The sequence below is a fragment of the Pseudomonas sp. Con_6 genome (assembly GCF_059379395.1).
On sequence record NZ_CM182011.1, the window covers coordinates 1,998,589 to 2,024,050 of the forward strand.

General features: G+C 67.1%; 5 protein-coding genes and 2 pseudogenes. 6 read left to right on the forward strand and 1 reads right to left on the reverse strand.

Annotation, left to right across the window (positions count from 1 at the left end):
• Positions 1–4: 4 nt before the first annotated feature.
• The 4 genes and pseudogenes from AC5QPF_RS09255 to AC5QPF_RS09270 all read left to right on the forward strand — a co-directional run.
• Positions 5–18,673: pseudogene (locus AC5QPF_RS09255) on the forward strand (non-ribosomal peptide synthase/polyketide synthase); the annotation flags it as partial.
• Between the two features lie 117 nt (positions 18,674–18,790).
• Positions 18,791–20,593 (forward strand): annotated as a pseudogene (locus tag AC5QPF_RS09260) (amino acid adenylation domain-containing protein); the annotation flags it as partial.
• A gap of 133 nt (positions 20,594–20,726) precedes the next feature.
• Positions 20,727–22,121 carry a diaminobutyrate--2-oxoglutarate transaminase gene (locus AC5QPF_RS09265; protein WP_494962929.1) on the forward strand — a complete coding sequence of 465 codons (1,395 nt, stop codon included), beginning with the start codon at positions 20,727–20,729 and terminating at the stop codon, positions 22,119–22,121.
• Between the two features lie 22 nt (positions 22,122–22,143).
• A complete protein-coding gene (locus AC5QPF_RS09270; protein ID WP_494962930.1) occupies positions 22,144–22,365 on the forward strand; it encodes an MbtH family NRPS accessory protein in 222 nt (73 codons plus the stop codon).
• Positions 22,366–22,434: 69 nt separating this feature from the next.
• On the opposite strand, the gene AC5QPF_RS09275 is transcribed toward AC5QPF_RS09270, so the two are convergent.
• A complete protein-coding gene (locus tag AC5QPF_RS09275) occupies positions 22,435–23,625 on the reverse strand; it encodes a PepSY domain-containing protein (RefSeq protein WP_494962931.1) in 1,191 nt (396 codons plus the stop codon).
• A gap of 234 nt (positions 23,626–23,859) precedes the next feature.
• Between AC5QPF_RS09275 and AC5QPF_RS09280 the strand changes: the two genes are divergently transcribed.
• The gene (locus tag AC5QPF_RS09280; RefSeq protein ID WP_494962932.1) at positions 23,860–24,840 is read left to right on the forward strand and encodes a TauD/TfdA family dioxygenase; all 981 of its coding nucleotides are present in this window, start codon (positions 23,860–23,862) and stop codon (positions 24,838–24,840) included.
• A 151-nt stretch (positions 24,841–24,991) separates the two neighbouring features.
• Entirely contained in the window at positions 24,992–25,426 is a 435-nt protein-coding gene (locus AC5QPF_RS09285; protein ID WP_494962933.1) for a hypothetical protein, read from the forward strand.
• Positions 25,427–25,462 lie beyond the last annotated feature (36 nt).

Consider the following 25,462-nt stretch of genomic DNA (forward strand, 5'->3'; position numbering starts at 1 on the left):
CCTCATGGACGCGTTCGAACTTCCAGCCACCCTGGCCCAGTCCCTTCAACGTCGCGCCGCGCAGACACCGGACAAGCTGGCCCTGCGTTTCCTCTCCGACGAACAGGACCAAGGCATCGTGCTGACCTACGCCGACCTGGACCTGCGCGCGCGCACCATCGCCGCCGTCCTGCAAGGCCACGCCGCACTGGGCGACCGCGCGATCCTGCTGTTCCCCAGCGGTCCGGACTACGTCGCGGCGTTCTACGGCTGCCTGTACGCCGGGATCATCGCCGTGCCGGCCTATCCGCCGGAGTCCAACCGCCGTCACCACCAGGAGCGCCTGCTGTCGATCATCGCCGACGCCGAGCCGAGCCTGGTCCTGACTGCCTCGGCCCTGCGCGATAGCCTGCTGGAAGTGGCCGAACTCAAGGCCGAGGGCGCCCCGGTGCTGCTCTGCGTCGACGGTCTCGACAGCGCCGCTGCCGCCAATTGGCAAGCCCCGGAACTGAGCGGCGACGACATCGCTTTCCTGCAATACACCTCCGGCTCCACCGCACTGCCCAAGGGCGTGCAGGTCAGCCACGGCAACCTGGTGGCCAACGAAAAACTCATCCGCCACGGTTTCGGCATCGATATCAACCCGGACGACGTGATCGTCAGCTGGCTGCCGCTGTACCACGACATGGGCCTGATCGGCGGCCTGCTGCAGCCGATCTTCAGCGGCGTGCCGTGTGTGCTGATGTCCCCGGCCTACTTCCTGACCCGGCCGCTGCGCTGGCTGGAAGCGATCAGCGAGTACAAGGGCACCATCAGCGGCGGCCCGGACTTCGCCTACCAGCTCTGCGCGGCGCGGGTCAGCGACGCGGCCCTGGCCCGTCTCGACCTGAGCGGCTGGCGCGTGGCCTATTCCGGTTCCGAGCCGATCCGCCTGGACAGCCTCGACGCCTTCGCCGAGAAATTCGCCGGCTGCGGCTTCGACGCCAGCAGCTTCTTCGCCTCCTATGGCCTGGCCGAGGCGACCCTGTTCGTTACCGGTGGCAAGCGTGGCCAGGGCATTCCACACCTGTGCCTCGACGAGCAGGCCTTGTCGCGCAACGTTGCCGAGCCAGGGCAGGGCAGCCCGGTGATGAGCTGCGGCACCAGCCAGCCGGAACACGGCGTGCTGATCGCCGACCCGCAGAGCCTGGCAATGCTCGGCGAGAACCAGGTCGGTGAAGTCTGGGCCTGTGGCCCGAGCATCGCCCACGGCTACTGGCGCAACCCGGAGGCGACGGCGAAAACCTTCGTCCAGCACGACGGCCAGACCTGGCTGCGCACCGGCGACCTCGGCTTCCTGCGCGACGGCGAGCTGTACATCACCGGCCGCCTGAAGGACATGCTCATCGTCCGCGGCCAGAATATTTATCCACAGGACATCGAGCAGACCATCGAGCGTGAAGTGGATGTGGTGCGCAAAGGCCGCATCGCCGCCTTCGCGGTGACCCAGGACGGTATCGAGGGCATCGGCATCGCCGCCGAGATCGGCCGCAGCGTGCAGAAGAACGTGCCTGCCGACGAACTGATCAAGACCCTGCGCCAGACCGTCGCCGACGCCTATCAACAGGCGCCGAGCGTGGTGGTGCTGCTCAATCCCGGCGCCTTGCCGAAGACGTCCAGCGGCAAGCTGCAGCGTTCCGCCTGCCGCACCCGCCTGGCCGACGGCAGCCTCGACAGCTACGCGGTGTTCCCGCAGCAGGCGGCCGGGGAGAAGGCCAGCGCCGCGACCCTTGCCAAGTCCGACCTGAGCGAACTTGTGGCGCGCACCTGGCGCGAGCACCTGCAGGTCGAGGACATCGCCGCCGCCGATCACTTCTTCCTGCTCGGCGGCAACTCCATCCTGGCCACCCAGGTCGTTGCCAGCCTGCGTGAAGCCCTGGGCGTCGAGCTGAACCTGCGCCTGCTGTTCGAAGCACCGACCCTGCAAGGCTTCGTCGCCGCCCTGGAAGGCGCGCAGTCCGGCGCCCAGGCCGACGAGCGGATCCTGCGCCTGCCGGGCGAGCTGGACCTGCCGCAATCCCTGGCGCAGAACCGCCTGTGGTTCACCTGGCAGCTGGACCCGCAAAGCAGCGCCTACAACATCCCCGCCGGCCTCAACCTGCGCGGCGAGCTGGACGAAACCGCTCTGCGCAGCGCCTTCCAGCGCCTCACCGAACGCCACGAATCCCTGCGCACCCGTTTCTACGAAAAAGACGGTGTGGCCCTGCAACGCATCGACGCTGCCGGCCCGTTCGATATCCAGCGCATCGACCTTAGCGACCTCGACGAAGACGAACGCCGCCAACGCGCCCAGGCCATCCGCGAGGAACAGGCCCGCCTGCCGTTCGACCTGGAAAACGGCCCGCTGCTGCGGGTTCAGCTGGTCTGCCTCGACGAGCAGGAACACCAGTTGTTGGTGACGATGCACCACATCATCGCCGATGGCTGGTCGCTGAACGTGCTGATCGACGAGTTCTCGCGCCTGTATGCCGCCGCCGTGCAGGGCCAGCCGCTGACCCTGGAAGCGCTGCCGGTGCGCTACGCCGACTACGGCCAGTGGCAACGCGAGTGGCTGGCCCGTGGTGAAGCGCAACGCCAGCTGGACTACTGGAAGCAGCAACTGGGCGAGGAACAGCCAAGCCTGAATCTGGTCACCGACCACCCGCGTTCGACCCGCCAGCAGCACAGCGCCTCGCGCTACAGCCTGCGTTTGAGCGCCGAGCAGAGCAAGGCGGTGAAAGCTGCGGCGCAGAGCCACGGCTCGACGCCGTTCATGCTCCTGCTGGCCGGCTTCCAGAGCCTGCTGCACCGCTACAGCGGGCAGACCGATATCCGTATCGGCGTGCCGGGTGCCAACCGTCCGCGCCAGGAAACCCAGGGCCTGATCGGCTTCTTCATCAACACCCTGGTGCTGCGCGCCGAGCTGGAATCGCGCCTGCCGTTCGCCGAGCTGCTGACCCGCACCCGTCAGGCCGCGCTGGAAGCCCAGGCTCACCAGGACCTGCCGTTCGATCAACTGGTCGAGGCCTTCCCCCAGGCCCGCGAACACGGCCTGTTCCAGGTCATGTTCAACCACCAGCAACGTGACCTCGGCGCCCTGCGTCGCCTGCCGGGCCTGCTCGCCGACGAACTGCCGTGGCATAGCCGCGAAGCCAAGTTCGACCTGCAACTGCACAGCGAGGAAGACCGTAGCGGCCGCATCAACCTGTCCTTCGACTACGCCGACGAGCTGTTCGAGCGCGCCACCATCCAGCGCCTTGCCGCTCACTATGTGCGCCTGCTGGCCCAGGTCAGCGACAACGCGACCATCGCCCTGGGCGACCTGCAACTGCTGGACGACAGCGAGCACGCACGCCAGGCCGCCTGGAGCGTGGCCCCGTGCACCCCGGCCAGCCACTGGCTGCCGGAACTGCTGAACGAACAGGCCCAGCGCAGCCCCGAGCGCACCGCCCTGGTCTGGGACGGCGGCAGCCTCGACTACGCCGGCCTGCACGCCCAGGCCAACCGCCTGGCCAACTACCTGCGCGACAAGGGCGTCGGCCCTGACGTGAAAGTGGCCATCGCGGTGGAGCGTTCGCCGCAACTGCTGATCGGCCTGCTGGCGATCATCAAGGCCGGCGGCGCCTACGTGCCGCTGGACCCGGACTACCCGAGCGAGCGCCTGGCCTACATGCTCGCCGACAGCGGCGTATCGCTGCTGCTGACCCAGAGCCACCTGCTGGGCGACATGCCGAGCGCCGACGGCGTCAGCGCCATCGCCCTCGACACCCTCAAGCTGGACAACTGGCCCAGCCACGCGCCCGGTCTGCACCTGCACGGCGACAACCTCGCCTACGTGATCTACACCTCCGGCTCCACCGGTCAGCCGAAAGGCGTGGGCAATACCCACGCGGCCCTGGCCGAGCGCCTGCAATGGATGCAGGCCACCTACAAGCTGGATGACAGCGACGTGCTGATGCAGAAGGCGCCGATCAGCTTCGACGTCTCGGTGTGGGAGTGCTTCTGGCCGCTGATCACCGGCTGCAAGCTGGTACTCGCTGCACCCGGCGAGCATCGCGATCCGCACCGCATCGCCCAGCTGGTACAAGAGCACGGCGTGACCACGCTGCACTTCGTGCCGCCGCTGCTGCAACTGTTCATCGACGAGCCGCTGACGGCCAACTGCACCAGTCTGCGCCGGGTCTTCTCCGGAGGCGAGGCGCTGCCTGCCGAATTGCGCAACCGCGTACTGGCGCAACTGCCCAACGCCCAACTGCACAACCGCTACGGCCCGACCGAGACCGCGATCAACGTCACCCACTGGCACTGCCAGACCAGCGACGGTGCGCGTTCGCCGATTGGCCGGCCGCTGGGCAACGTGATCTGCCGCGTTCTCGATGGCGAACTGAATGCCCAGCCGGACGGCGTTGCCGGCGAGCTGTGCATCGGCGGCATCGGCCTGGCCCGTGGCTACCTGGGCCGCGCCGCGATGACCGCCGAGCGCTTCGTTCCGGATGCCGCTGGCGAGCCGGGTGCCCGTCTGTACCGCACCGGTGACCGCGTGCGCTGGGCAGCCGATGGCGCCCTGGAGTACTTCGGCCGTCTTGACCACCAGGTAAAACTGCGCGGCTTCCGCGTCGAACCGCAGGAAATCGAAGCGCGCCTGCTGGCCCTGGACGGTGTCGGCCAGGCCGCGGTGCTGGTGCGCGAAACTGCCGCCGGTGCGCAACTGGTGGGTTACTTCACCGCCGAGGCGGGCGAGGAGGGCGAGGCTGCGCAGATCGCCCGGCTCAAGGCCGAACTGGCCCTGGAACTGCCGGAATACATGGTCCCGGCGCAACTGGTGCGCATGGACGTGATGCCCCTCGGCCCGAGCGGCAAGCTGGACCGCCGCGCGCTGCCCGAGCCGCAATGGCACTCCCGCGAGCACATCGAACCCGAGACCGAGCTGCAGCGCGGCATCGCCGCGATCTGGCGCGACGTACTGGGCGTGCCACGAGTCGGCCTGGCCGATGACTTCTTCGACCTCGGCGGCCATTCGCTGCTGGCCACCCAGATCATTTCCCGCGTGCGCCAGGCGTGCGACGTCGAGCTGCCGCTGCGGGTGCTGTTCGAGCACCGCGAGCTGGGCGCCTTTGCCAGCGCGGTCGCCGCGCTGCAAGCCGACGGCCAGCGCAACAGCCAGCAGGCCATCGCCAGCGTCGACCGCAGCCAGCCGGTGGCGCTGTCGTATTCCCAGCAACGCATGTGGTTCCTCTGGCAGATGGAGCCGGACAGCCCCGCCTACAACGTCGGCGGCATGGCGCGCCTGAGCGGCGCCTTCGACATCGGCTGCTTCGAGGCGGCGTTGCAGGCGCTGATCCTGCGCCACGAAACCCTGCGCACCACCTTCCCGAGCATCGACGGCGTGGCCTGCCAGAACGTCTCCGAGGAGACCGGCGTGGCCATGCAGTGGCTGGATATCTCCGCGCTGCCCGCCGCCGAACGCCAGGTACGCCTGCAGGCCTTCGCCGACAGCGAGGCGCACAAGCCCTTCGACCTGGAAACCGGTCCGCTGCTGCGTGCCTGCCTGGTCAAGGCCGGCGAGCAGGAGCACTACTTCGTCCTGACCCTGCACCACATCGTCACCGAAGGCTGGGCGATGGACATCTTCGCCCGCGAACTGGGCCTGCTCTACGAAGCCTTCCTCGACGGCAAGCCATCGCCGCTGGAACCGCTGGCGGTGCAGTACCTCGACTACAGCGTGTGGCAGCGCCAGTGGCTGGAGTCCGGCGAGCGCCAGCGCCAGCTGGACTACTGGACCGCGCAACTGGGCAACGAGCATCCGCTGCTGGAGCTGCCGGGTGACCGCCCGCGTCCTGCGGTGCAGAGCCACCAGGGCGAGCTGTTCCGCTTCGACCTGAGCGACGACCTGGCCGGCCGCGTGCGTGCCTTCAATGCGAAGAACGGCCTGACCCTGTTCATGACCATGACCGCCGCCCTGGCCGTGTTGCTCTACCGCTACAGCGGGCAGACCGACCTGCGCATCGGTGCGCCGGTAGCCAACCGTATCCGCCCGGAAAGCGAAGGGCTGATCGGCGCCTTCCTCAACACCCAGGTCCTGCGGGTGCAACTGGACGGGCAGATGAGCGTCGGCGAGCTGTTCGAGCAGGTACGCCACACCGTGATCGAAGGCCAGTCGCACCAGGACCTGCCCTTCGACCACCTGGTGGAAGCCCTGCAACCACCGCGCAGCGCCGCCTACAACCCGCTGTTCCAGGTGATGTGCAACGTGCAGCGCTGGGAGTTCCAGCAGAGCCGCGAGCTGGCCGGGATGACCGTGGAGTACATCGTCAACGATGCCCGCGCCACCAAGTTCGACCTCAACCTGGAAGTCACCGAGCTGGACCACCGCCTGGGTTGCTGCCTGACCTACAGCACCGACCTGTTCGATGAACCGCGCATCGCGCGCATGGCCGGACACTGGCGCAACCTGCTGCAGGCGCTGCTGGCCGATCCGCAACAGCGCCTTGGCGAACTGCCGCTGCTGGCCACCGACGAGCGCCAGCAACTGATCGACAGCCTGGGCGCCGAAGCCGGCGAGCAACGCCTCGACCAGTGCATCCACAGCCTGTTCAGCGAGCGGGTGAAAGCCGATCCGCAGGCCGGCGCGCTGACCTTCCGTGGCGAAACCCTCAGCTACGCCGAACTGGACGCCCGGGCCAACCGCCTGGCCTGGATGCTCCGCGAACGCGGCGTCGGCCCGCAGGTGCGGGTGGGCCTGGCGCTGGAGCGGTCGCTGGAGATGGTCATCGGCCTGTTGGCGATCCTCAAGGCCGGCGGCGCCTATGTGCCGCTGGACCCGGAGTACCCGCTGGAACGCCTGCACTACATGATCCAGGACAGCGGCGTGCGCCTGCTGCTCAGCGACACCACGCTGCTGGACGCCCTCGGCGAGCTGCCTGAAGGCGTGGCGCGCTGGTGCCTGGAGGACGACGCGGCGCAACTGGCGTCCTACCCGGACAGCGAGCCGCCGTTCGTCAACCTGCCGCAGCACCAGGCGTACCTGATCTATACCTCCGGCTCCACCGGCCTGCCGAAAGGCGTGGTGGTCAGCCATGGCGAGATCGCCATGCACTGCCAGGCGGTGATCAAGCGCTTCGACATGCGCCCGGACGACTGCGAATTGCACTTCTATTCGATCAACTTCGACGCCGCCACCGAGCGCCTGCTGGTGCCGCTGCTGACCGGTGCGCGCCTGGTGCTGCGTGCCCAGGGCCAGTGGGACGCCGAGGAAATCTGCACGCTGATCCGCGAGCAGGGCGTCAACATCCTCGGCTTCACCCCGAGCTACGGCAGCCAGCTGGCGCAGTTCCTAGCCACCCAGGGGCAGCAACTGCCGGTGCGCATGTGCATCACCGGTGGCGAGGCGCTCACCGGCGAGCATCTGCAGCGCATCCGCGCGGCCTTCGCGCCGGAGCTGTTCTTCAACGCCTATGGCCCGACCGAAACCGTGGTCATGCCGCTGGCCTGCCTGTCGCCGGCCGAGCTGGAAGAGGGCCAGGCCAGCGTGCCGATCGGCAGCGTGGTGGGGGCGCGGGTCGCCTATATCCTCGACACCGACCTGGCCCTGGTGCCGCAGGGCGCCACCGGTGAGCTGTATGTCGGCGGGGCCGGCCTCGCCGTGGGTTACCACGAGCGTCCGGGCCTGACCGCCGAACGCTTCGTCGCCGATCCGTTCTCCCGTGAAGGCGGGCGCCTGTACCGCACCGGCGACCTGGTGCGCCAGCGCGCCGACGGCCAGGTGGAATACATCGGCCGGGTCGACCATCAGGTGAAGATCCGCGGCTTCCGTATCGAGCTGGGCGAGATCGAGACCCGCCTGCTCGACCATGCCGCCATCCGCGAAGCGGTGGTGCTGGCGCTGGACACCCCGGCCGGCAAGCAACTGGCCGGTTACCTGGTCAGCGACGTGGCCAGCCAGGACGAGGCGGCCCAGGCAAACCTGCGCGATGAGCTGAAAGCCGCGCTCAAGGCACAGTTGCCGGACTACATGGTGCCCACCCACCTGATCCTGCTGGAGGCCATGCCGCTCACCGCCAACGGCAAGCTCGACCGCCGCGCCCTGCCGGCGCCGGACCCGGAGCTGAACCGCCAGCAGTACGTGGCACCGAGCAGCGAACTGGAACTGAGCCTGGCGCGTATCTGGGGCGAGGTGCTCAACGTCGCCCAGGTCGGCCTCAACGACAACTTCTTCGAACTGGGCGGCGACTCGATCCTGTCGATCCAGGTGGTCAGCCGTGCCCGTGCGGCCGGCATCCACTTCAGCCCGCGCGACCTGTTCCAGCACCAGACCGTGCAGACCCTGGCGGCCGTCGCCACCACCCACGAAGTGGTCCGCGCCGAACAGGGCCTGCTCAGTGGTGAATCGGCGCTGACGCCGATCCAGCACTGGTTCTTCGAAACGCCGATCAGCAACCGCCAGCACTGGAACCAGGCGGTGCTGCTGGAGCCGACCCAGACCCTCGATGCGGCCTTGCTGGAGCAGGCGCTGCAAGCCGTGCAACAGCAGCACGACGCCCTGCGCCTCGGTTTCCGCGAGCAGGCCGGCGCCTGGCAAGCTGAATTCCGCAACGGCAACGATGCGCTGCTGCGGGTCGCCCAGGTCAACGACATGGCCGACTGCGCCGCGCTGTACGACGAGACCCAGCGCAGCCTCGACCTGCAACACGGCCCGCTGCTGCGTGCCTTGCTGGTGGACGGCCCGCAGGGCGAGCAGCGCCTGCTGCTGGCGATCCATCACCTGGTGGTGGACGGCGTGTCCTGGCGCGTTCTGCTGGAAGACCTGCAGTCCGCCTACCGGCAACTGCCGCTGCCGGCCAAGACCAGCGCCATGCGCGACTGGGCGCAGCGCCTGCGCACCTATGCCGGCAGCGAATCGCTGCGCGAAGAACGCAACTGGTGGCAAGCCCAGCTGGGCGACACCGGCATGCCGCTGCCGGGCCTCGACCCGGCGGGTGGCCAGCAGAACCGTCATGCCCACAGCGTCAGCGTGCGCCTGGATGCCCCGCGTACCCGCCAGTTGCTGCAACAGGCGCCGAGTGCCTACCGCACCCAGGTCAACGACCTGCTGCTGACCGCCCTGGCCCGCGTGCTCTGCCAGTGGACCGAGCAGCCGTCGGCGCTGGTCCAGCTGGAAGGCCACGGCCGCGAAACCCTGTTCGACGAGATCGACCTGACCCGCAGCGTCGGCTGGTTCACCAGCGCCTACCCGCTGCGCCTGACCCCGGCCGGCGAGCTGTCGGAATCGGTCAAGGCGATCAAGGAACAACTGCGCGCAGTACCGCACAAGGGCCTCGGCTTCGGCGTGCTGCGCTACCTTGGCGACGACGCCAGCCGCGGCGCCATGCAGGCCTTGCCGGTAGCACCGGTGACCTTCAACTACCTCGGCCAGTTCGACCAGAGCTTCGCCAGCGATGCGCTGTTCCGGCCGCTGGAGGCGTCCGCCGGCACCGCCCATGACCCGCAAGCGCCGCTGCCCAACGAACTGAGCATCGATGCCCAGGTCTATGCGGGCGAACTGGTGCTGCGCTGGACCTTCAGCGCCGAGCGCCATCAGGTGGCGACCATCGAGGCCATCGCCAACGCCTACCTGGCGCAGTTGCAGGCGGTGGTCGAGCACTGCGTTGCCGACGGCAGCGGCGGCCTTACGCCGTCCGACTTCCCGCTGGCCAGCCTGACCCAGGCCGAGCTGGATGCGCTGCCGGTGCCGGCAGCGCAGATCGAGGACGTATTCCCGCTGACGCCGATGCAGGAAGGCATGCTCCTGCACACCCTGCTGGAGCCGGGCACCGGCCTGTACTACATGCAGGACCGCTACCGCATCAACAGCGACCTCGATCCCGAGCGCTTCACCCGCGCCTGGCAGGCCGTGGTCGCCCGCCACGAAGCGCTGCGTGCGTCGTTCTGCTGGGATATCGGCGAAGGCATGCTGCAGGTGATCCACAAGCCGGGCGACACCCCGGTGGAATACCTCGACTGGCGTGACGTGCCGGCCGACGAGCAGGAGCCGAAGCTGCAGGCCCTGCACAAGCACGAGCGCGAGGCCGGCTTCGATCTGCTGCACCAGGCGCCGTTCCACCTGCGCCTGATCCGCGTCGGCGAGGCCAGCTACTGGTTCATGATGAGCAACCACCACATCCTCATCGATGCCTGGTGCCGTTCGCTGTTGATGAACGACTTCTTCGACCTCTACATGGCCCTCGGCGAAGGCCGTGACGCCCAGCTGGCGCCGGCACCGCGCTACCGCGACTACATCGGCTGGCTGCAACAGCGTGGCCTTGCGCAGGCGCGAACCTGGTGGCGCGACAACTTGCGCGGCTTCGAGCGGCCGACGCCGATCCCGAGCGATCGTCCGTACCTGCGCGAGCATGCCGGGGAGCATGGCGGCATGGTGGTGGGTGATGTCTACACCCGCCTCGACATGGCTGATGGCGCTCGCCTGCGGGAACTGGCGCAGCAGCACCAGCTGACCGTCAACACCTTCGCCCAGGCCGCCTGGGCCCTGACCCTGCGGCGCATGAGCGGCGACCGCGACGTGCTGTTCGGCGTCACCGTGGCCGGGCGTCCGGTGGACATGCCGCAGATGCAGCGCACCGTCGGCCTGTTCATCAACACCATTGCCCTGCGCGTCGGCCTGCCTGCCGACGGCGAGCGGCGCAGCGTGCGCCAGTGGCTGAACGGCCTGCTGGACAGCAACATGCAACTGCGCGAGTACGAATACCTGCCGCTGGTGAATATCCAGGAGCTGAGCGAACTGCCCAAGGGCATGCCGCTGTTCGACAGCCTGTTCGTGTTCGAGAACGCCCCGGTGGAAGTCTCGGTGCTGGATCGGGCGCAGAGCCTGAATGCCACCTCGGATTCCGGCCGGACCCACACCAACTATCCGCTGACCGCGGTGTGCTACCCGGGCGATGACCTGGGGCTGCACCTGTCCTACGACCAGCGTTACTTCGACGAAGGCACCGTGCAGGGCATGCTGGCCGAGTTCAAGCGCCTGCTGCTGGCGTTGGTGCAGGGCTTCCATGGCGATATGGCCGAGCTGCCGCTGCTGGGTGAGGCCGAGCGTGAATTCCTCACCGAGGGCTGCAATCAGAGTGCTCGCGAGTATCCGCTGGAGCGCAGCTATGTGTCCTTGTTCGAAGAACAGGTGGCGCTGCATCCGCAGCGAGTTGCGGTCAGCTATCTCGGCGAGCGGCACAGCTACGTCGAACTCAACGCTGCCGCCAACCGCCTGGGCCATGCCCTGATCGCTGCGGGCGCGGGCTTCGACCAGCCGATCGCGCTGCTGGCCGAACGCGGCCCGGACCTGCTGGGCATGATCGTCGGCAGCTTCAAGGCTGGTGCGGGTTACCTGCCGCTGGACCCGGCGCTGCCGAACCAGCGCCTGAGCGGCGTGATCGGGCAGAGCGGGGCGCCGGTGCTGGTGTGCAGCGCTGCCTGTGAAGCCCAAGCCCGTGAACTGCTGGTTGGCCTGGAAGGCGTGCAACTGCTGGTCTGGGAACAGGTCCAGCAGAGCGATGCCACCAACAATCCAGGCCGCTACAGCCGTCCGGACAACCTGGCCTACGTGATCTTCACCTCCGGTTCTACCGGCCTGCCGAAGGGCGTGATGGTCGAACAGCGCGGCATGCTCAACAACCAGCTGAGCAAGGTGCCGTACCTCGATCTGAGCGACAAGGACGTGATCGCCCAGACCGCCTCGCAGAGCTTCGATATCTCGGTCTGGCAGTTCCTCGCCGCACCGCTGTTCGGTGCCCGGGTAGATATCGTGCCGAACGACATCGCCCGCGATCCGCAGGTGTTGCTGGCCCATGTTCAACAGCAGGGCATCACGGTGCTGGAAAGCGTCCCGTCGCTGATCCAGGGCCTGCTGGCCGAAGAGCGGGTCAACCTCGACGGCCTGCGCTGGATGCTGCCGACCGGTGAAGCCATGCCGCCAGAATTGGCCAAACAATGGCTGCTGCGTTATCCACAGATCGGCCTGGTCAACGCCTACGGTCCGGCGGAATGCTCGGACGACGTGGCCTTCTTCCGCGTGGATCTGGAATCGACCCGGAGCACCTACCTGCCGATCGGCACCCCGACCGACAACAACCTGATCTACCTGCTGGACGATGCTCTGGAACTGGTGCCGCTGGGCGCCGTCGGCGAGCTGTGCGTCGCCGGCACCGGCGTCGGCCGTGGCTACGTCAGCGACACCCGCCGCACCGTCCCGGTCTTCGTGCCGAACCCCTTCGGTGCCCCGGGCGAGCGCCTGTACCGCACCGGTGACCTGGCCCGCCGTCGCGCCGATGGCGTGCTGGAATACGTCGGCCGCGCCGACCACCAGGTGAAGATCCGCGGCTACCGCATCGAACTGGGCGAGATCGAAACCCGCCTGCTGGAACATCCGGCGGTCCGTGAAACCGTGGTCCTCGATATCGACGGTCCGCAAGGCAAGCAGCTCGCCGCCTATCTGGTCCCGCGTAGCGAGATCAACGTCGACCAACTAAAGGCCACGCTCAAGGCCAACCTGCCCGACTACATGGTGCCGACGCATTTCATAAAGCTCGACGCCATGCCGCTGACGCCAAACGGCAAGCTGGACCGCAAGTCCCTGCCACAACCCGACACCAGCCTGTCGCAGACCGCCTACGTGGCCCCGGTCAGCGAACTGGAGCAACAACTGGCCGCCATCTGGGCCGACGTGCTGAAGATCGAACGCGTCGGTCTCGACGACAGCTTCTTCGAATTGGGCGGCCACTCGCTGCTGGCGACCCAGGTGATCTCCCGCGTGCGTCAGGCCCTGCAGATCGAGCTGTCCCTGCGCAGCCTGTTCGAAGCGAAAGACCTGCGCGGCTTTGTCCGTCAGGCGGAACAAGCTGCAAGCTGCAAGTTGCAAGCGATAAGCAAAGCGGATCGCAGCCGGCCGTTGGCTTTGTCCTATGCCCAGCAACGCCAGTGGTTCCTCTGGCAGCTGGAGCCGCACAGCGCCGCCTATAACATGCCGGCTGCCCTGCGCCTGCGTGGTGCACTGGATATCGCCGCGCTAGAGCTGAGCTTCGAAAGCCTGATCGGCCGCCACGAAACCCTGCGCACCACCTTCCGCCAGGACGGCGGCCAGGCCGTGCAGATCATTCACGAGCCGGCGCCGTTCGTGCTGGCGCTGGAGCAACTGCCGGCGTCCGACCTGCCCCGTGAAGAACAGGTCCGCCTGTTCATCGAGGACGAGACCCTACGGCCGTTCGACCTGGAAACCGGTCCGCTGTTGCGGGTGCGCCTGCTCCACCTGGACGCCGACGAGCATGTGCTGGTACTGGTCCAGCACCATATCGTCACCGATGGCTGGTCGATGCCGATCATGGTCGACGAACTGATGCGCCTGTACGCCGGCTACAGCCGGGGCGAAGACGTGCCACTGGCGCCGCTGGCGATCCAGTACGCCGACTTCGCCCTGTGGCAACGGCAGTGGATGGAAGCCGGCGAGACCGCCCGCCAGCTGGCCTACTGGACCGCGCAACTGGGTGGTGAGCAGCCGGTGCTGGAGCTGCCTGTCGACCACCCGCGGCCGCCGGTGCAGAGCACGGCGGGGGCGCAGTTCAACTTCCGTGTCGACCCCGTATTGGCCGCGCGCCTGAACGTGGTTGCCCGGGAGCAGGGCGTGACCCTGTTCATGCTCCTGCTGGCCTCGTTCCAGACCCTGCTGCACCGCTACTCGGGCCAGGCCGACGTGCGCGTCGGCGTGCCGATCGCCAACCGCAACCGCGCCGAGACCGAGGCGCTGATCGGCTTTTTCGTCAACACCCAGGTGCTCAAGGCCGAGTTCGATGCCCGGGCCTCGGTCGCCACCGTGCTGCAACAAGTCAAGCGCCATGCCCTGGACGCCCAGGCCCATCAGGACCTGCCATTCGAGCAACTGGTGGAAGCCCTGCAACCGGAGCGCGACCTGAGCCGCAGCCCGCTGTTCCAGGTGATGTACAACCACCAGAGCGAGGCGCCACGGCTGGCCCCGCAACTGGCCGGCCTGAGCCTGGAAGCGGTACCGTCGCAGAAGCACACCGCGCAGTTCGACCTGATGCTGCACACCGTGGAGCAGGACGACGGCCTGAGCGCGTCGCTGACCTACGCCACCGCACTGTTCGAGGCGGACACCATCGCCCGCATGGCCGCGCACTGGCAGCACCTGCTGCAATCGATGAGTGCTGATGTGCAACAGCGCATCGGTGAGCTGGCGCTGCTCGACGACGCGGGACAGCAGCGCATCCTGCGCGACTGGAACGCCACCGCCGCCGAGTTCCCGGGCCAGAGCTGCATCCACCAGTTGTTCGAAGCCCAGGCCGCCGCGACCCCGGACGCCACGGCGCTGGTATTCGCCGGCGAGCAACTGAGCTATGCCCAGCTCAACCGCCGTGCCAACCAGCTGGCGCACAAGCTGCGCGAGCAGGGCGCGACCCCGGATGCCCTGGTCGGCCTGGCCGTGGAGCGCAGCCTGGAAATGGTCATCGGCCTGCTGGCGATCATGAAGTCAGGCGCCGCCTACGTGCCGCTGGACCCGGATTATCCACAGGATCGCCTGGCCTACATGATCGAGGACAGCGGCGTGCAACTGCTGCTGACCCAGCAAGCGCTGCGCGAGCGCCTGCCGATTCCGGCCGGGGTGCAGGCGCTGAGCCTGGACTGCCTCGATCTGACGTCGTACAGCGACGCCAACCCGGTACCGCGCAGCGTCTCTGACAACCTCGCCTACGTGATCTACACCTCGGGCTCCACCGGCAAGCCGAAGGGCGCCGGCAACAGTCATCGTGCGGTGATCAACCGCCTGCACTGGGGGCAGAAGGCCTACCCGCTGGACGCCAGCGACCGTGTGCTGCAGAAGACCCCGTTCAGCTTCGACGTGTCGGGCTGGGAGTTCTACTGGCCGCTGCTGGCCGGCGCGTGTCTGGTGGTGGCCCAGCCGGGCGAGCACCGCGACCCGGATCGCCTGCTGGCGACCATCCGCGAACACGGCATCACCACCGTGCACTTCGTGCCGTCGATGCTGCAGGCGTTCATGATTCACGAGGACGTGGAACGCTGCACCAGCCTGCGCCGGGTGATGTGCAGCGGCGAGGCGCTGCCAGTGGAACTGGCGGCCCAGGTGCTCAAGCGACTGCCCCACGCCGACCTGCACAACCTGTACGGACCGACCGAAGCGGCGATCGAGGTCACCCACTGGACCTGTTCCCTCGACGACAGCTACGTGCCGATCGGCCATCCGATCGACAACATCAAGACCCATATCCTCGAGGACGACCTGCTGCCGGCCGCGCCGGGCTGTGCTGCCGAGTTCTACCTGGGAGGCGTCGGCCTGGCCCGCGGCTACCACAACCGCCCGGCACTGACCGCCGAACGCTTCGTGCCGGACCCGTACTCCACCGACGGCGGCCGCCTGTATCGCACCGGCGACCTGGCCCGCTACCGTGGCGAAGGCACCATCGAGTACGCCGGACGTATCGACCACCAGGTGAAGATCCGCGGCCTGCGCATCGAGCTCGGCGAGATCGACGCGCGGCTGCAGGAACACCCGGCAGTGCGCGAGGCCAGTGTCATCGATATCGACGGCCCCAACGGCAAGCAGCTGGCGGCCTATCTGGTCGCCCGTGACCTGAGCCAGGACACCGCCGAACTCAAGGAAATCCTAAAGGCCCACCTCAAGGTCCACCTGCCGGAATTCATGGTGCCGAGCCACTTCGTCTGGCTGGAGCAGATGCCGGTGAACGCCAACGGCAAGCTCGACCGCCGCGCGCTGCCCAAGCCGGACCTGAATCAGGCGCGGGACGCCGTGGTCGCTCCGACCACCGCCGTGGAAGCGCAACTGGCGGCGATCTGGGCCGAGGTACTGAAGCTGGAGGAGGTCGGCATCACCGACAACTTCTTCGAGCTGGGTGGCGACTCGATCATCTCCATCCAGGTGGTCAGCCGTGCCCGCCAGGCCGGCATCCTGTTCAGCGCCAAGGACCTGTTCCAGCGCCAGACCATCCAGGGCATCGCCCAGGTGGCCGGGCGCACGTCGGCGGTGCGTATCGAGCAGGGACCGCTGAGCGGGCCGACGCCGTTGCTGCCGATCCAGCGCTGGTTCTTCGACAGCCCGGTGCCCGAGCGTCATCACTGGAACCAGTCGGTGCTGTTCACCCCGACCGTGGCGCTGGATGCCGCGCGCCTGGAAAACGCCTTGCAGCGCCTGGTGGCGCACCACGACGCCCTGCGCCTGAGCTTCGTCGACGGCAACGCCAGCTTCCGCGACGCGGCGGCCGGCGAGTTGCTGTGGGTCCGCGAACTGGACAGCCGCGACGGCGTGCGGACGCTGTGCGATGAAACCCAGCGCAGCCTCGACCTGGTCGATGGCCCGCTGCTGCGCGGCCTGCTGGTCAACCTGCCGCAGGGCGAACAGCGCCTGCTGCTGGTGATCCATCACCTGGCGGTAGACGGGGTGTCCTGGCGCATTCTGTTGGAAGACCTGCAAGCGGCTTACAACGGTGCCGCGCTGGCCGACAAGACCCACTCGGTGCGGGCCTGGGCCGAGCAACTGCAAGCCTGGGCCGCCACTCCGGCGCTGGCCGCCGAGCTGGACTGGTGGCAGGCGCAGCTTGCGGGCGTCAGCGAAGCGCTGCCGCTGGACAACGCCGACGGTGGTCGTCTGCACAAGCATGAAGTCACCCTCAGCACCCGTCTGGATGCCGGTCTGACCCGGCAACTGCTGCAGGACGCCCCGGCGGCCTACCGCACGCAGATCAACGACCTGCTGCTGACCGCCCTGGCGCGGGTGATCGGACGCTGGACCGGACAGGACGACACCCTGGTGCGCCTGGAAGGCCATGGTCGCGAAGAGCTGTTCGACGGTATCGACACCACCCGCACCGTCGGCTGGTTCACCAGTATGTACCCGGTGAAGCTCAGCGCTGCCGCCGATCTGGCGACCTCGCTGAAGACCGTCAAGGAGCAACTGCGCGCGGTCCCGCACAAGGGCCTCGGCTATGGCGTGCTGCGCTGGCTCGGTGACGAGTCGGCACAGCGCCAACTGGCGGCGCTGCCTCAGGGCCAGATCGTGTTCAACTACCTCGGCCAGCTGGATGGCAGCTTCGCCGGTGACGATGCGCTGCTGGCGCCGTCCGGTGAAGGCAGCGGCCAGGGTCAGGGCGACGAGTCGCCGCTGGACAGCCTGCTGGCGATCAACGGCCAGGTCCTCGACGGCCAACTGGAAATGCTCTGGAGCTTCAGTGGCGAAGTGTTCAATAGCGCCACCGTGCAGAGCCTGGCCGATGCCTATGGCGTCGAGCTGCGCCAACTGATCGAGCACTGCCTGGACGCGAAGGCGGGCGGCGTGACGCCGTCGGACTTCCCCCTGGCCGGTCTCGACCAGGCGCAGCTGGACAGCCTGCCGCAGGCCGCGGGCATCGCCGATATCTACCCGCTGTCGCCGATGCAGCAGGGGATGCTGTTCCACAGCCTGTACGAGGAAGATTCGCCGAGCTACGTCAACCAGATGCGCGCCGAAGTGCGTGGTCTCGACGAGCAGCGTTTCCGCGCCGCCTGGCAGGCGGTGCTGGATGCCCACGAGGTGCTGCGTGCCAACTTCGTCAGCCACCTGGGCCAGCCGTTGCAGGTGATCCGCAAGCAGGTCGCGATCCCGCTGGAGATCCACGACTGGCGTGGTCGTAGTGATCTCGACGCGGCCGTCGCTGCGTTTGCCGAGGCTGACCGTCAGCGCGGTTTCGACCTCGAAGGCGAATGCCTGCTGCGCCTGACCCTGCTGCGCACCGACAACGATGTGCATCAGCTGGTGTTCACCTGCCATCACATCCTGCTGGACGGCTGGAGTGGTTCGCGGATGTTCGGCGAGGTGCTGCAGCGCTATCACGGCGACGTGGTGCCGGCGCCGAGCGGTCGCTACACGGACTACATCCACTGGCTGCAACGCCAGGATGTCGCGGCCAGCGAACGCTTCTGGAGCGGCCAGCTGGCCGAACTGGACGCACCGACCCGCCTGGCGCCGTGCTTCCACGCGGCCGAGGCGGGGCAGGGCCATGGTGAACTGCGCCATGACTTCAGCGCCGCGATCACCGCGCAACTGGGCGAGTTCGCCCGCGAGCAGCGGGTCACCCTCAACACCCTGCTGCAGGCCAGCTGGATGCTCCTGCTGCAACGCTACACCGGCCATGCCACGGTGACCTTCGGCGCCACGGTGGCCGGGCGTCCGGCGGACCTGCCGGGGGTCGAAGAACAGCTCGGGCTGTTCATCAACACCCTGCCGGTGGTCGGCAGCCCGCGTGCCGAACAGTCGGTGGCGCACTGGGTGGAAGAAGTGCAGGCGCTCAACCTGACCCTGCGCGAGCACGAGCACACGCCGCTGTACGAAGTGCAGCGCTGGGCCGGTTGGGGTGGCGAGGCGCTGTTCGATTCGATCATGGTGTTCGAGAACTACCCGATCGCCGAGGCCCTGCAACAGGCATCGCCGCGTGCGCCGAGCTTCGCCAGGGTGATCAACCAGGAGCAGACCCACTATCCGCTGACCCTGGCGGTGGAGGCCGGCGAGCAGTTGTCGCTGGCGCTGAGCTACGACCGCCGGTACTTCGACGCGGCCGCCATCACGCAACTGGTACGTCACTTCGAACACCTGCTGTTGGCCCTTGCCAGCGACGGCCAGGCGCTGCTGGGCGAATTGCCGCTGCTCGACGAAGCCGAGCGCCAGCACCTGCTGCACGACTGGAACGCCACGGCGGTGGCTTATCCACAGGCCTGCGTTCACGACCTGATCGAGGCGCAGGTACAAGCGACGCCAGAGGCGCCGGCACTGATCCTGGGCGAGCTGCAACTGAGCTATGCCGAGCTGGATCGCCAGGCCAACCGCCTGGCCCATCGCCTGGTGGCACTGGATGTCGGCCCGGACGTGCTGGTGGGCATCTCGCTGGAGCGCAGTCTGGAGATGGTGGTTGGCCTGCTGGCGATCCTCAAGGCCGGCGGCGCCTACGTGCCGCTCGATCCGGCTTACCCGCGCGAGCGCCTGGACTACATGGTCCGCGACAGCGGCATCCGCCTGCTGCTGACCCAGTCCTCGCTGCTGGGCGACCTGCCGCTCAACCCGGGCGTGCAGAGCCTGAGCCTGGACGAACTGATCGACTGGCAGGACCTGGCCGAAGCCGTGCCGCCGCAGGTGAGCCTGGGCGCGGACAACCTTGCCTACGTGATCTATACCTCCGGCTCCACCGGCCGGCCGAAGGGCGTGGAAATCCGCCACGGCGCCCTGGCCAACCACATGCTGTGGATGCAGGACGAACTGCAACTGACGCCACGGGATCGTGTGCTGCAGAAGACCGCGTTCAGCTTCGACGCCTCGGTCTGGGAGTTCTGGTTACCGCTGATCAACGGTGCGCAACTGGTCCTGGCCAGCCCGGCGCTGAGCGACGACCTGTCGTTGCTGTGGAACGAGGTGGCCGAGCATGCCGTCAGCATCCTGCAGTTGGCGCCGTCGGTGCTCCAGGCCCTGCTGCCGGGTGTGCAGGCCGGCCAGCTGGATTCCCTGCGCACCCTGGCCTTCGGCGGCGAGGCGCTGAGCGCTGCGTTGGTGGAACAGCTGCGCGAGCAGTGGGGCGGCCAGGTGTACAACCTGTATGGCCCGACCGAAGCCACCATCGACACCAGCAGCCTGCGCATCGACGGTCCGGTGGACAGCACCATCGCCGCCATCGGCCGGCCGATCGCCAACGTGCGCACCTACGTGCTCGACGCGAACCTGCAACCCTGCCCGGTGGGCAGTGCGGGCGAGCTGTATGTCGGCGGCGATGCCCTGGCCCGTGGTTACCACAAGCGTCCTGACCTGACCGCCGAGCGCTTCGTGCCCGATCCGTTCACCCCGGGCGCGCGCCTGTACCGCACCGGCGACCTGGCGCGCTACCGCGCCGATGGGGTGATCGACTACCTCGGGCGTATTGACCATCAGGTGAAGATCCGCGGCCTGCGTATCGAGCTGGGCGAGATCGAAGCCCTGCTGCTGCGCCAGCCGGCGGTGCGCGAAGCGGTGGTGTTGCCGCGCGAGAGCGCCAACGGCACGCAACTGGTGGCCTGGATCGTGGCCGGGCAGGACGTGGTCAGCGCAGATGAACCGGCCCATGAGCTCAAGGCGTCGCTGGCCCAGGACCTGCCGGGCTTCATGGTGCCCACCCAGTGGTTGTTCCTTGAACAGCTGCCGCTGACGCCCAACGGCAAGCTCGACCGCAAGGCCCTGCCGCAGCCGGATATCGGCCATGCCCATGCGGCCTATGTGGCGCCGGTCAGCGAGCTGGAACAGCAACTGGCCGCGATCTGGGCCGAGGTGCTGAAGGTGGAGAAGGTCGGCATGAGCGACGACTTCTTCGAGCTGGGCGGGCACTCGCTGCTGGCCACGCAGATCGTCAGTCGGGTGCAGAAGGAATTGGGCTGCCATGTGCCGCTGCGGGCGATGTTCGAGCTGAACACCTTGCAGGCGCTGGCGGCGTATATCGAAGGGCAGCAGGACAAGCGGGTCGACGAGGCCAAGGTGGATCGCTTGTCGGATCTGATGGCGGAACTGGAGGCGCTGTAAAGGCTGGGACCGCGCAGCGGTCCCATTTGGCCCCACTGACAAAAACCTGCTCCACCCAGTAAATCCCCACCACGCTGGTGCGTTTTTCAATCAAGGAAATCAGCCTCATCCATCTTTTTCGAGGGTTGCACAGATGTCAGTCGCTATCAGGATTGCCGAGGACCAGGACGCCGGCGAAACGCTCTACCAGTTCGACGAGTCGCCGCTGCTGGCCCGGCAAAGCCGCCAGGAATCCAACGCGCGCAGCTACCCGCGGCGTATCCCGCTGGCGCTGAAACGCGCCCGTGGCCTCCATGTCGAGGACGTCGAAGGCCGGCGCTTCATCGACTGCCTGGCCGGCGCCGGTACCCTGGCCCTGGGGCACAACCACCCGGTGGTGATCGAGGCCATCCAGCAGGTGCTGGCCGATGAATTGCCGCTGCACACCCTGGACCTCACCACCCCGGTCAAGGATCAGTTCGTCCAGGACCTGTTCAGCATTCTCCCGGCCGAGCTGGCGGCGGAGGCCAGGATCCAGTTCTGCGGCCCCACCGGCACCGACGCGGTGGAAGCCGCGCTGAAACTGGTGCGCACCGCCACCGGGCGCAGCACCGTGCTGTCGTTCCAGGGCGGCTACCACGGCATGAGCCAGGGCGCCCTGAGCCTGATGGGCAGCCTTGGGCCGAAGCGTCCGCTGGGTGCGCTGCTGAGCAATGGCGTGCAGTTCATGCCGTACCCCTACGACTACCGTTGCCCGTTCGGTCTGGGTGGCGCGGCCGGGGTCAAGGCCAACCTCAACTACCTGGAAAACCTGCTGAGTGATCCGGAAGCCGGCGTGCAGTTGCCGGCGGCGGTGATCGTCGAAGTGGTGCAGGGAGAGGGCGGGGTGATCCCGGCGGACCTCGACTGGCTGCGCGGCGTGCGGGCGATCACGGCCAAGGCCGGCGTGGCGCTGATCGTCGACGAGATCCAGAGCGGCTTTGCCCGCACCGGCAAGATGTTCGCCTTCGAGCACGCCGGGATCATCCCCGACGTGGTGGTGATGTCCAAGGCCATCGGCGGCAGCCTGCCGCTGGCGGTGGTGGTCTATCGCCAATGGCTGGACAGTTGGGCGCCGGGCGCCCATGCCGGTACCTTCCGCGGCAACCAGATGGCCATGGCGGCGGGTTCGGCGGTGATCCGCTACCTCAAGGAACACGATATCTGCACCCACGCCGCCGCCATGGGCGGGCGCCTGGCCGGGCACCTGCGCGAGCTGCAGCAGGCTTATCCACAGCTGGGGGACATCCGCGGGCGCGGGTTGATGATCGGCGTCGAGTTGGTGGACCCGAATGGCGAAGTGGATGCCTTGGGTCATGCCCCGTACTTCCCGCGTCTGGCACCTTTGGTCCAGCGCGAATGCCTCAGGCGCGGGCTGATCCTCGAACTGGGCGGCCGCCATGGTAGCGTGGTGCGTTTCCTGCCGCCGCTGGTGATCACCGCCGAGCAGGTCGACGAGGTCGCGGCGATCTTCGCCCGGGCGTTGGCGGCGGCAGTGGCCAGCCTTTAACTGATAATCACGGAGAACAGCAATGACTTCAGTATTCGACCGCGACGACATCCTGTTTCAGGTTGTGGTCAACCATGAAGAGCAATATTCCATCTGGCCGGACTACAAGGAAGTCCCGGTGGGTTGGCGCACCGTGGGCAAGAGTGGTCTGAAGAAGGACTGCCTGGCCTATATCGAAGAGGTGTGGACCGATATGCGGCCGTTGAGCCTGCGCAAGAAGATGGAAGAGCAGGTAGGGCGCTGACCCTACCGGCCTCATCGCTGGCAAGCCAGCGATGAGGCCCTTGAGAGCAAGGAAAGTTTCACTCCTTGCTCACAAGGAATTCTCCGCCGTACGGGCGGACCGCGCCTTGCGCTCCCCGCGGGCCTCACGCTTGAACGCCGCCGCCGTCGCCAGCGCAGTCCGCTTGCTCCAGATCAGCAGCCCGCTGAGTACCATCAGCGACAGCACCAGCCCGAAGAACGCCCAGATCGCCTTGATCCAGAACCCGCCGAAATCACCGGTATGCAACGGCCGCATCGACTCGGTGACGAACTCGATCGGCGTGCGGTCCGACAGCAGTCGCGACGAGGTGATCTCCCCGGTATAGGGATGGATGTCCACCGACTGCCCCATCAACGGATACCAGCTGCGCCCGGCGGCCTGCAGGGTGCCGTAGGTGTTGCTGGGCAGGAAGAGGTTGGTGGCGTCGAGCCCCGGGATTTTCTCCTGGGCGACGCTCAGGGCCTGGTCGAGGCTGATCATCGGCGGCGGATTGCCGTCCGCGCTCAGCGGCACGCTGGCGTGCGGGATCACCGAGGTCACCGGCGAATAACTGGAAATGCTGATCTGGTTGTCGCTGAGGATCGCCTGGATCAGGAACCAGGTGCCGGTGATGGAAATGGTCGCGATGAACCAGATCGACCAGATGCCGCTGAGCCGGTGCAGGTCGCCCCAGAAGATCCGCGCACCGTGGCGCAACCGCAGCACCGGCTTGAAAAAGCCTTTCCAGAAACGCTTGTAGACCACCAGCCCGGTCACCAGCGAGGCCAGCATCGGCAGGCCGAGGAAGGCCACCAGGTACCAGCCCCACGAATAGCCGTTGGTGAACGGCACCAGCCACCAGCCATGCAGGGCGCGGGTGAAGCGGCGGAAGTCGAAGTCCGGCGCGTAGCCCTGGATCGCCCCGCTATAGGGGTTGATGTAGGCGGTGGTGGCGCGGCCGCCGGGCAGCGTCAGGCTGGCGCTGAGGGCGAAGTAGTCGCCGTCCGGCTGGTACAGCGAACTGAGGATTGCCTCCGGGTGTTCCTTGTCCAGGTGCTCCTTGAGCTGCTGGAAACTCAGGCGCTCGGCATCGTCCGTCGGTGCGGTGGCGCGCATCTCGGGGTAGGCCAGCCACATGATTTCCTTGCTCACCACTGCCAGCGTCCCGGTGACGCAGACGATCAGCACGAAGAACCAGATCGGCAGGGCCAGCCAGCTGTGCACCAGGAACCAGAGTTTCGAGCGGGACTTCTTCGACATGGGTTGCGCTCTCGCTTGCGGTGTCCGTGAAAGCGGCCGCGAGGGACCGCTGCATCCATTTCTCTACGAACGAGCACGGGCTCCATTTAGGGGCTGGTTGCAAGTAAATGTTTCTGCGGCAGGATGACGCGCCCGCCGGGATTAATTTTCCGCCACGGCCAAACGTTCCATCTGCACAGGGTGCGTGCCCGGCCGCTGGGGTTCGGGCGTTCGCACCGATCAGGGAGAATCTTCATGAGTGAAGCGTTGAGTTTGGACATCCGGCCCTTGCTGGGCGGCGCGGGCACCTTGCCGCTGTTGATCGAAGCGCCGGAGCCAGGGCTGGACCTGATGGAGGCGCTCGGTGAGTTCAAACCGCTGGTGGCGCAGCACCTGCACACGGCGGGTGGCCTCCTGTTCCGTGGCTTCGAGGTCGGTGGTGCCGAGCGCTTCCGCGAGTTCGCCGCGGGTTTCGGTGATCCGCTGCTCAGCTACGAGTTCGGCTCGACCCCACGCAGCAACGTGACCAAGGGCGTCTACACCTCCACCGAGTACCCGGCGCACCAGAGCATCCCGCTGCACAACGAGCAGGCCTACACCCTCGACTGGCCGATGCGCATCTGGTTCTACAGCATGATCGCCGCCGAGACCGGCGGCGAAACACCGATTGCCGACAGCCGCGAGATCTACCGGCGCATCCCGGCGCGGATCCGCGAGCGTTTCGTCGAGAAAAAGCTGATGTACGTGCGCAACTACGGCAACGGCCTCGATGTGGAATGGAGCCAGGTGTTCAACACCGAGGACGAAAGCGTGGTCGAGGCCTACTGCCGTGCGCACTCGATCCAGTGCGAGTGGAAGGACGACGGCGAACTGCGCACCCGGCAGATCTGCCAGTCGGTGGCGCGGCATCCGGTGACCCAGGACATGGTCTGGTTCAACCAGGCGCACCTGTTCCACGTCTCCAACCTGCCGCCGGAAGTACGCGAAAGCCTGCTGGACGTGGTGGAAGAGGACGAGTTGCCGCGCAACGTCTACTACGGCGACGGCTCGCCGATCGAGGTGGACCTGCTGGACGAAGTGCGCGGCGTGCTGGACGAATGCACCATCAAGTTCCCGTGGCTGGAAAACGACGTGATGATGCTCGACAACATGCTCGCCGCCCATGCGCGTTCGCCGTTTACCGGGAAGCGAAAGGTGGTGGTGGCGATGGCGCGGGGGCATTCCGAGCGCGGATAGTCGCCCCGGTGGGACTGTAAGTGCGCCGCGACCGGTGTGGGAGCGGGTTCACCCGCGATTGCGATAGTGAATTCACCATCGCAATCGCGCCTCGAAGCGCAGGTGGCCGACACACACCTTCCTGAAGAAAATGAGGAAGGAGGCGGTTGGCATGTCGCAAACAGGTGCGCCGGAGTATGTTCCTGAATGCCGGTTGACCAATCCGCGTACAGTCGTCACCCAATCGTTTGGTCACGTTGCGGGTGATGTTCCGGTCACTTTCAGGAACGACAACATGAGCAAACCAGTCCCCGATCCACCTTGCACCGCCCACTCCCGCTTCGGCACCTGCAGCGGTCACCATCCACCGCTATTCAGCGTCTGCGAAGGCATCAGCCTGGAAGATGCCCTTGTGCACCTGGCGATGTCTCTTACCTCAGCCTACGAAACCAACTACCAGGTCTGCGAATCCGCCGACAGGCCGTTACAGGCCGTTACAGGGCCTTCGCCAGCAATGAAAAAAGACCGCCGGGATCATCTCGGCGGTCTTTCTGAATGTCTGGTTCCCGAATTTCAGCGATCAACCGCTATTTGGATACCTGCCTGAATCCCACGGGGTCCACGTCCGCTACTTCCTCGAAGC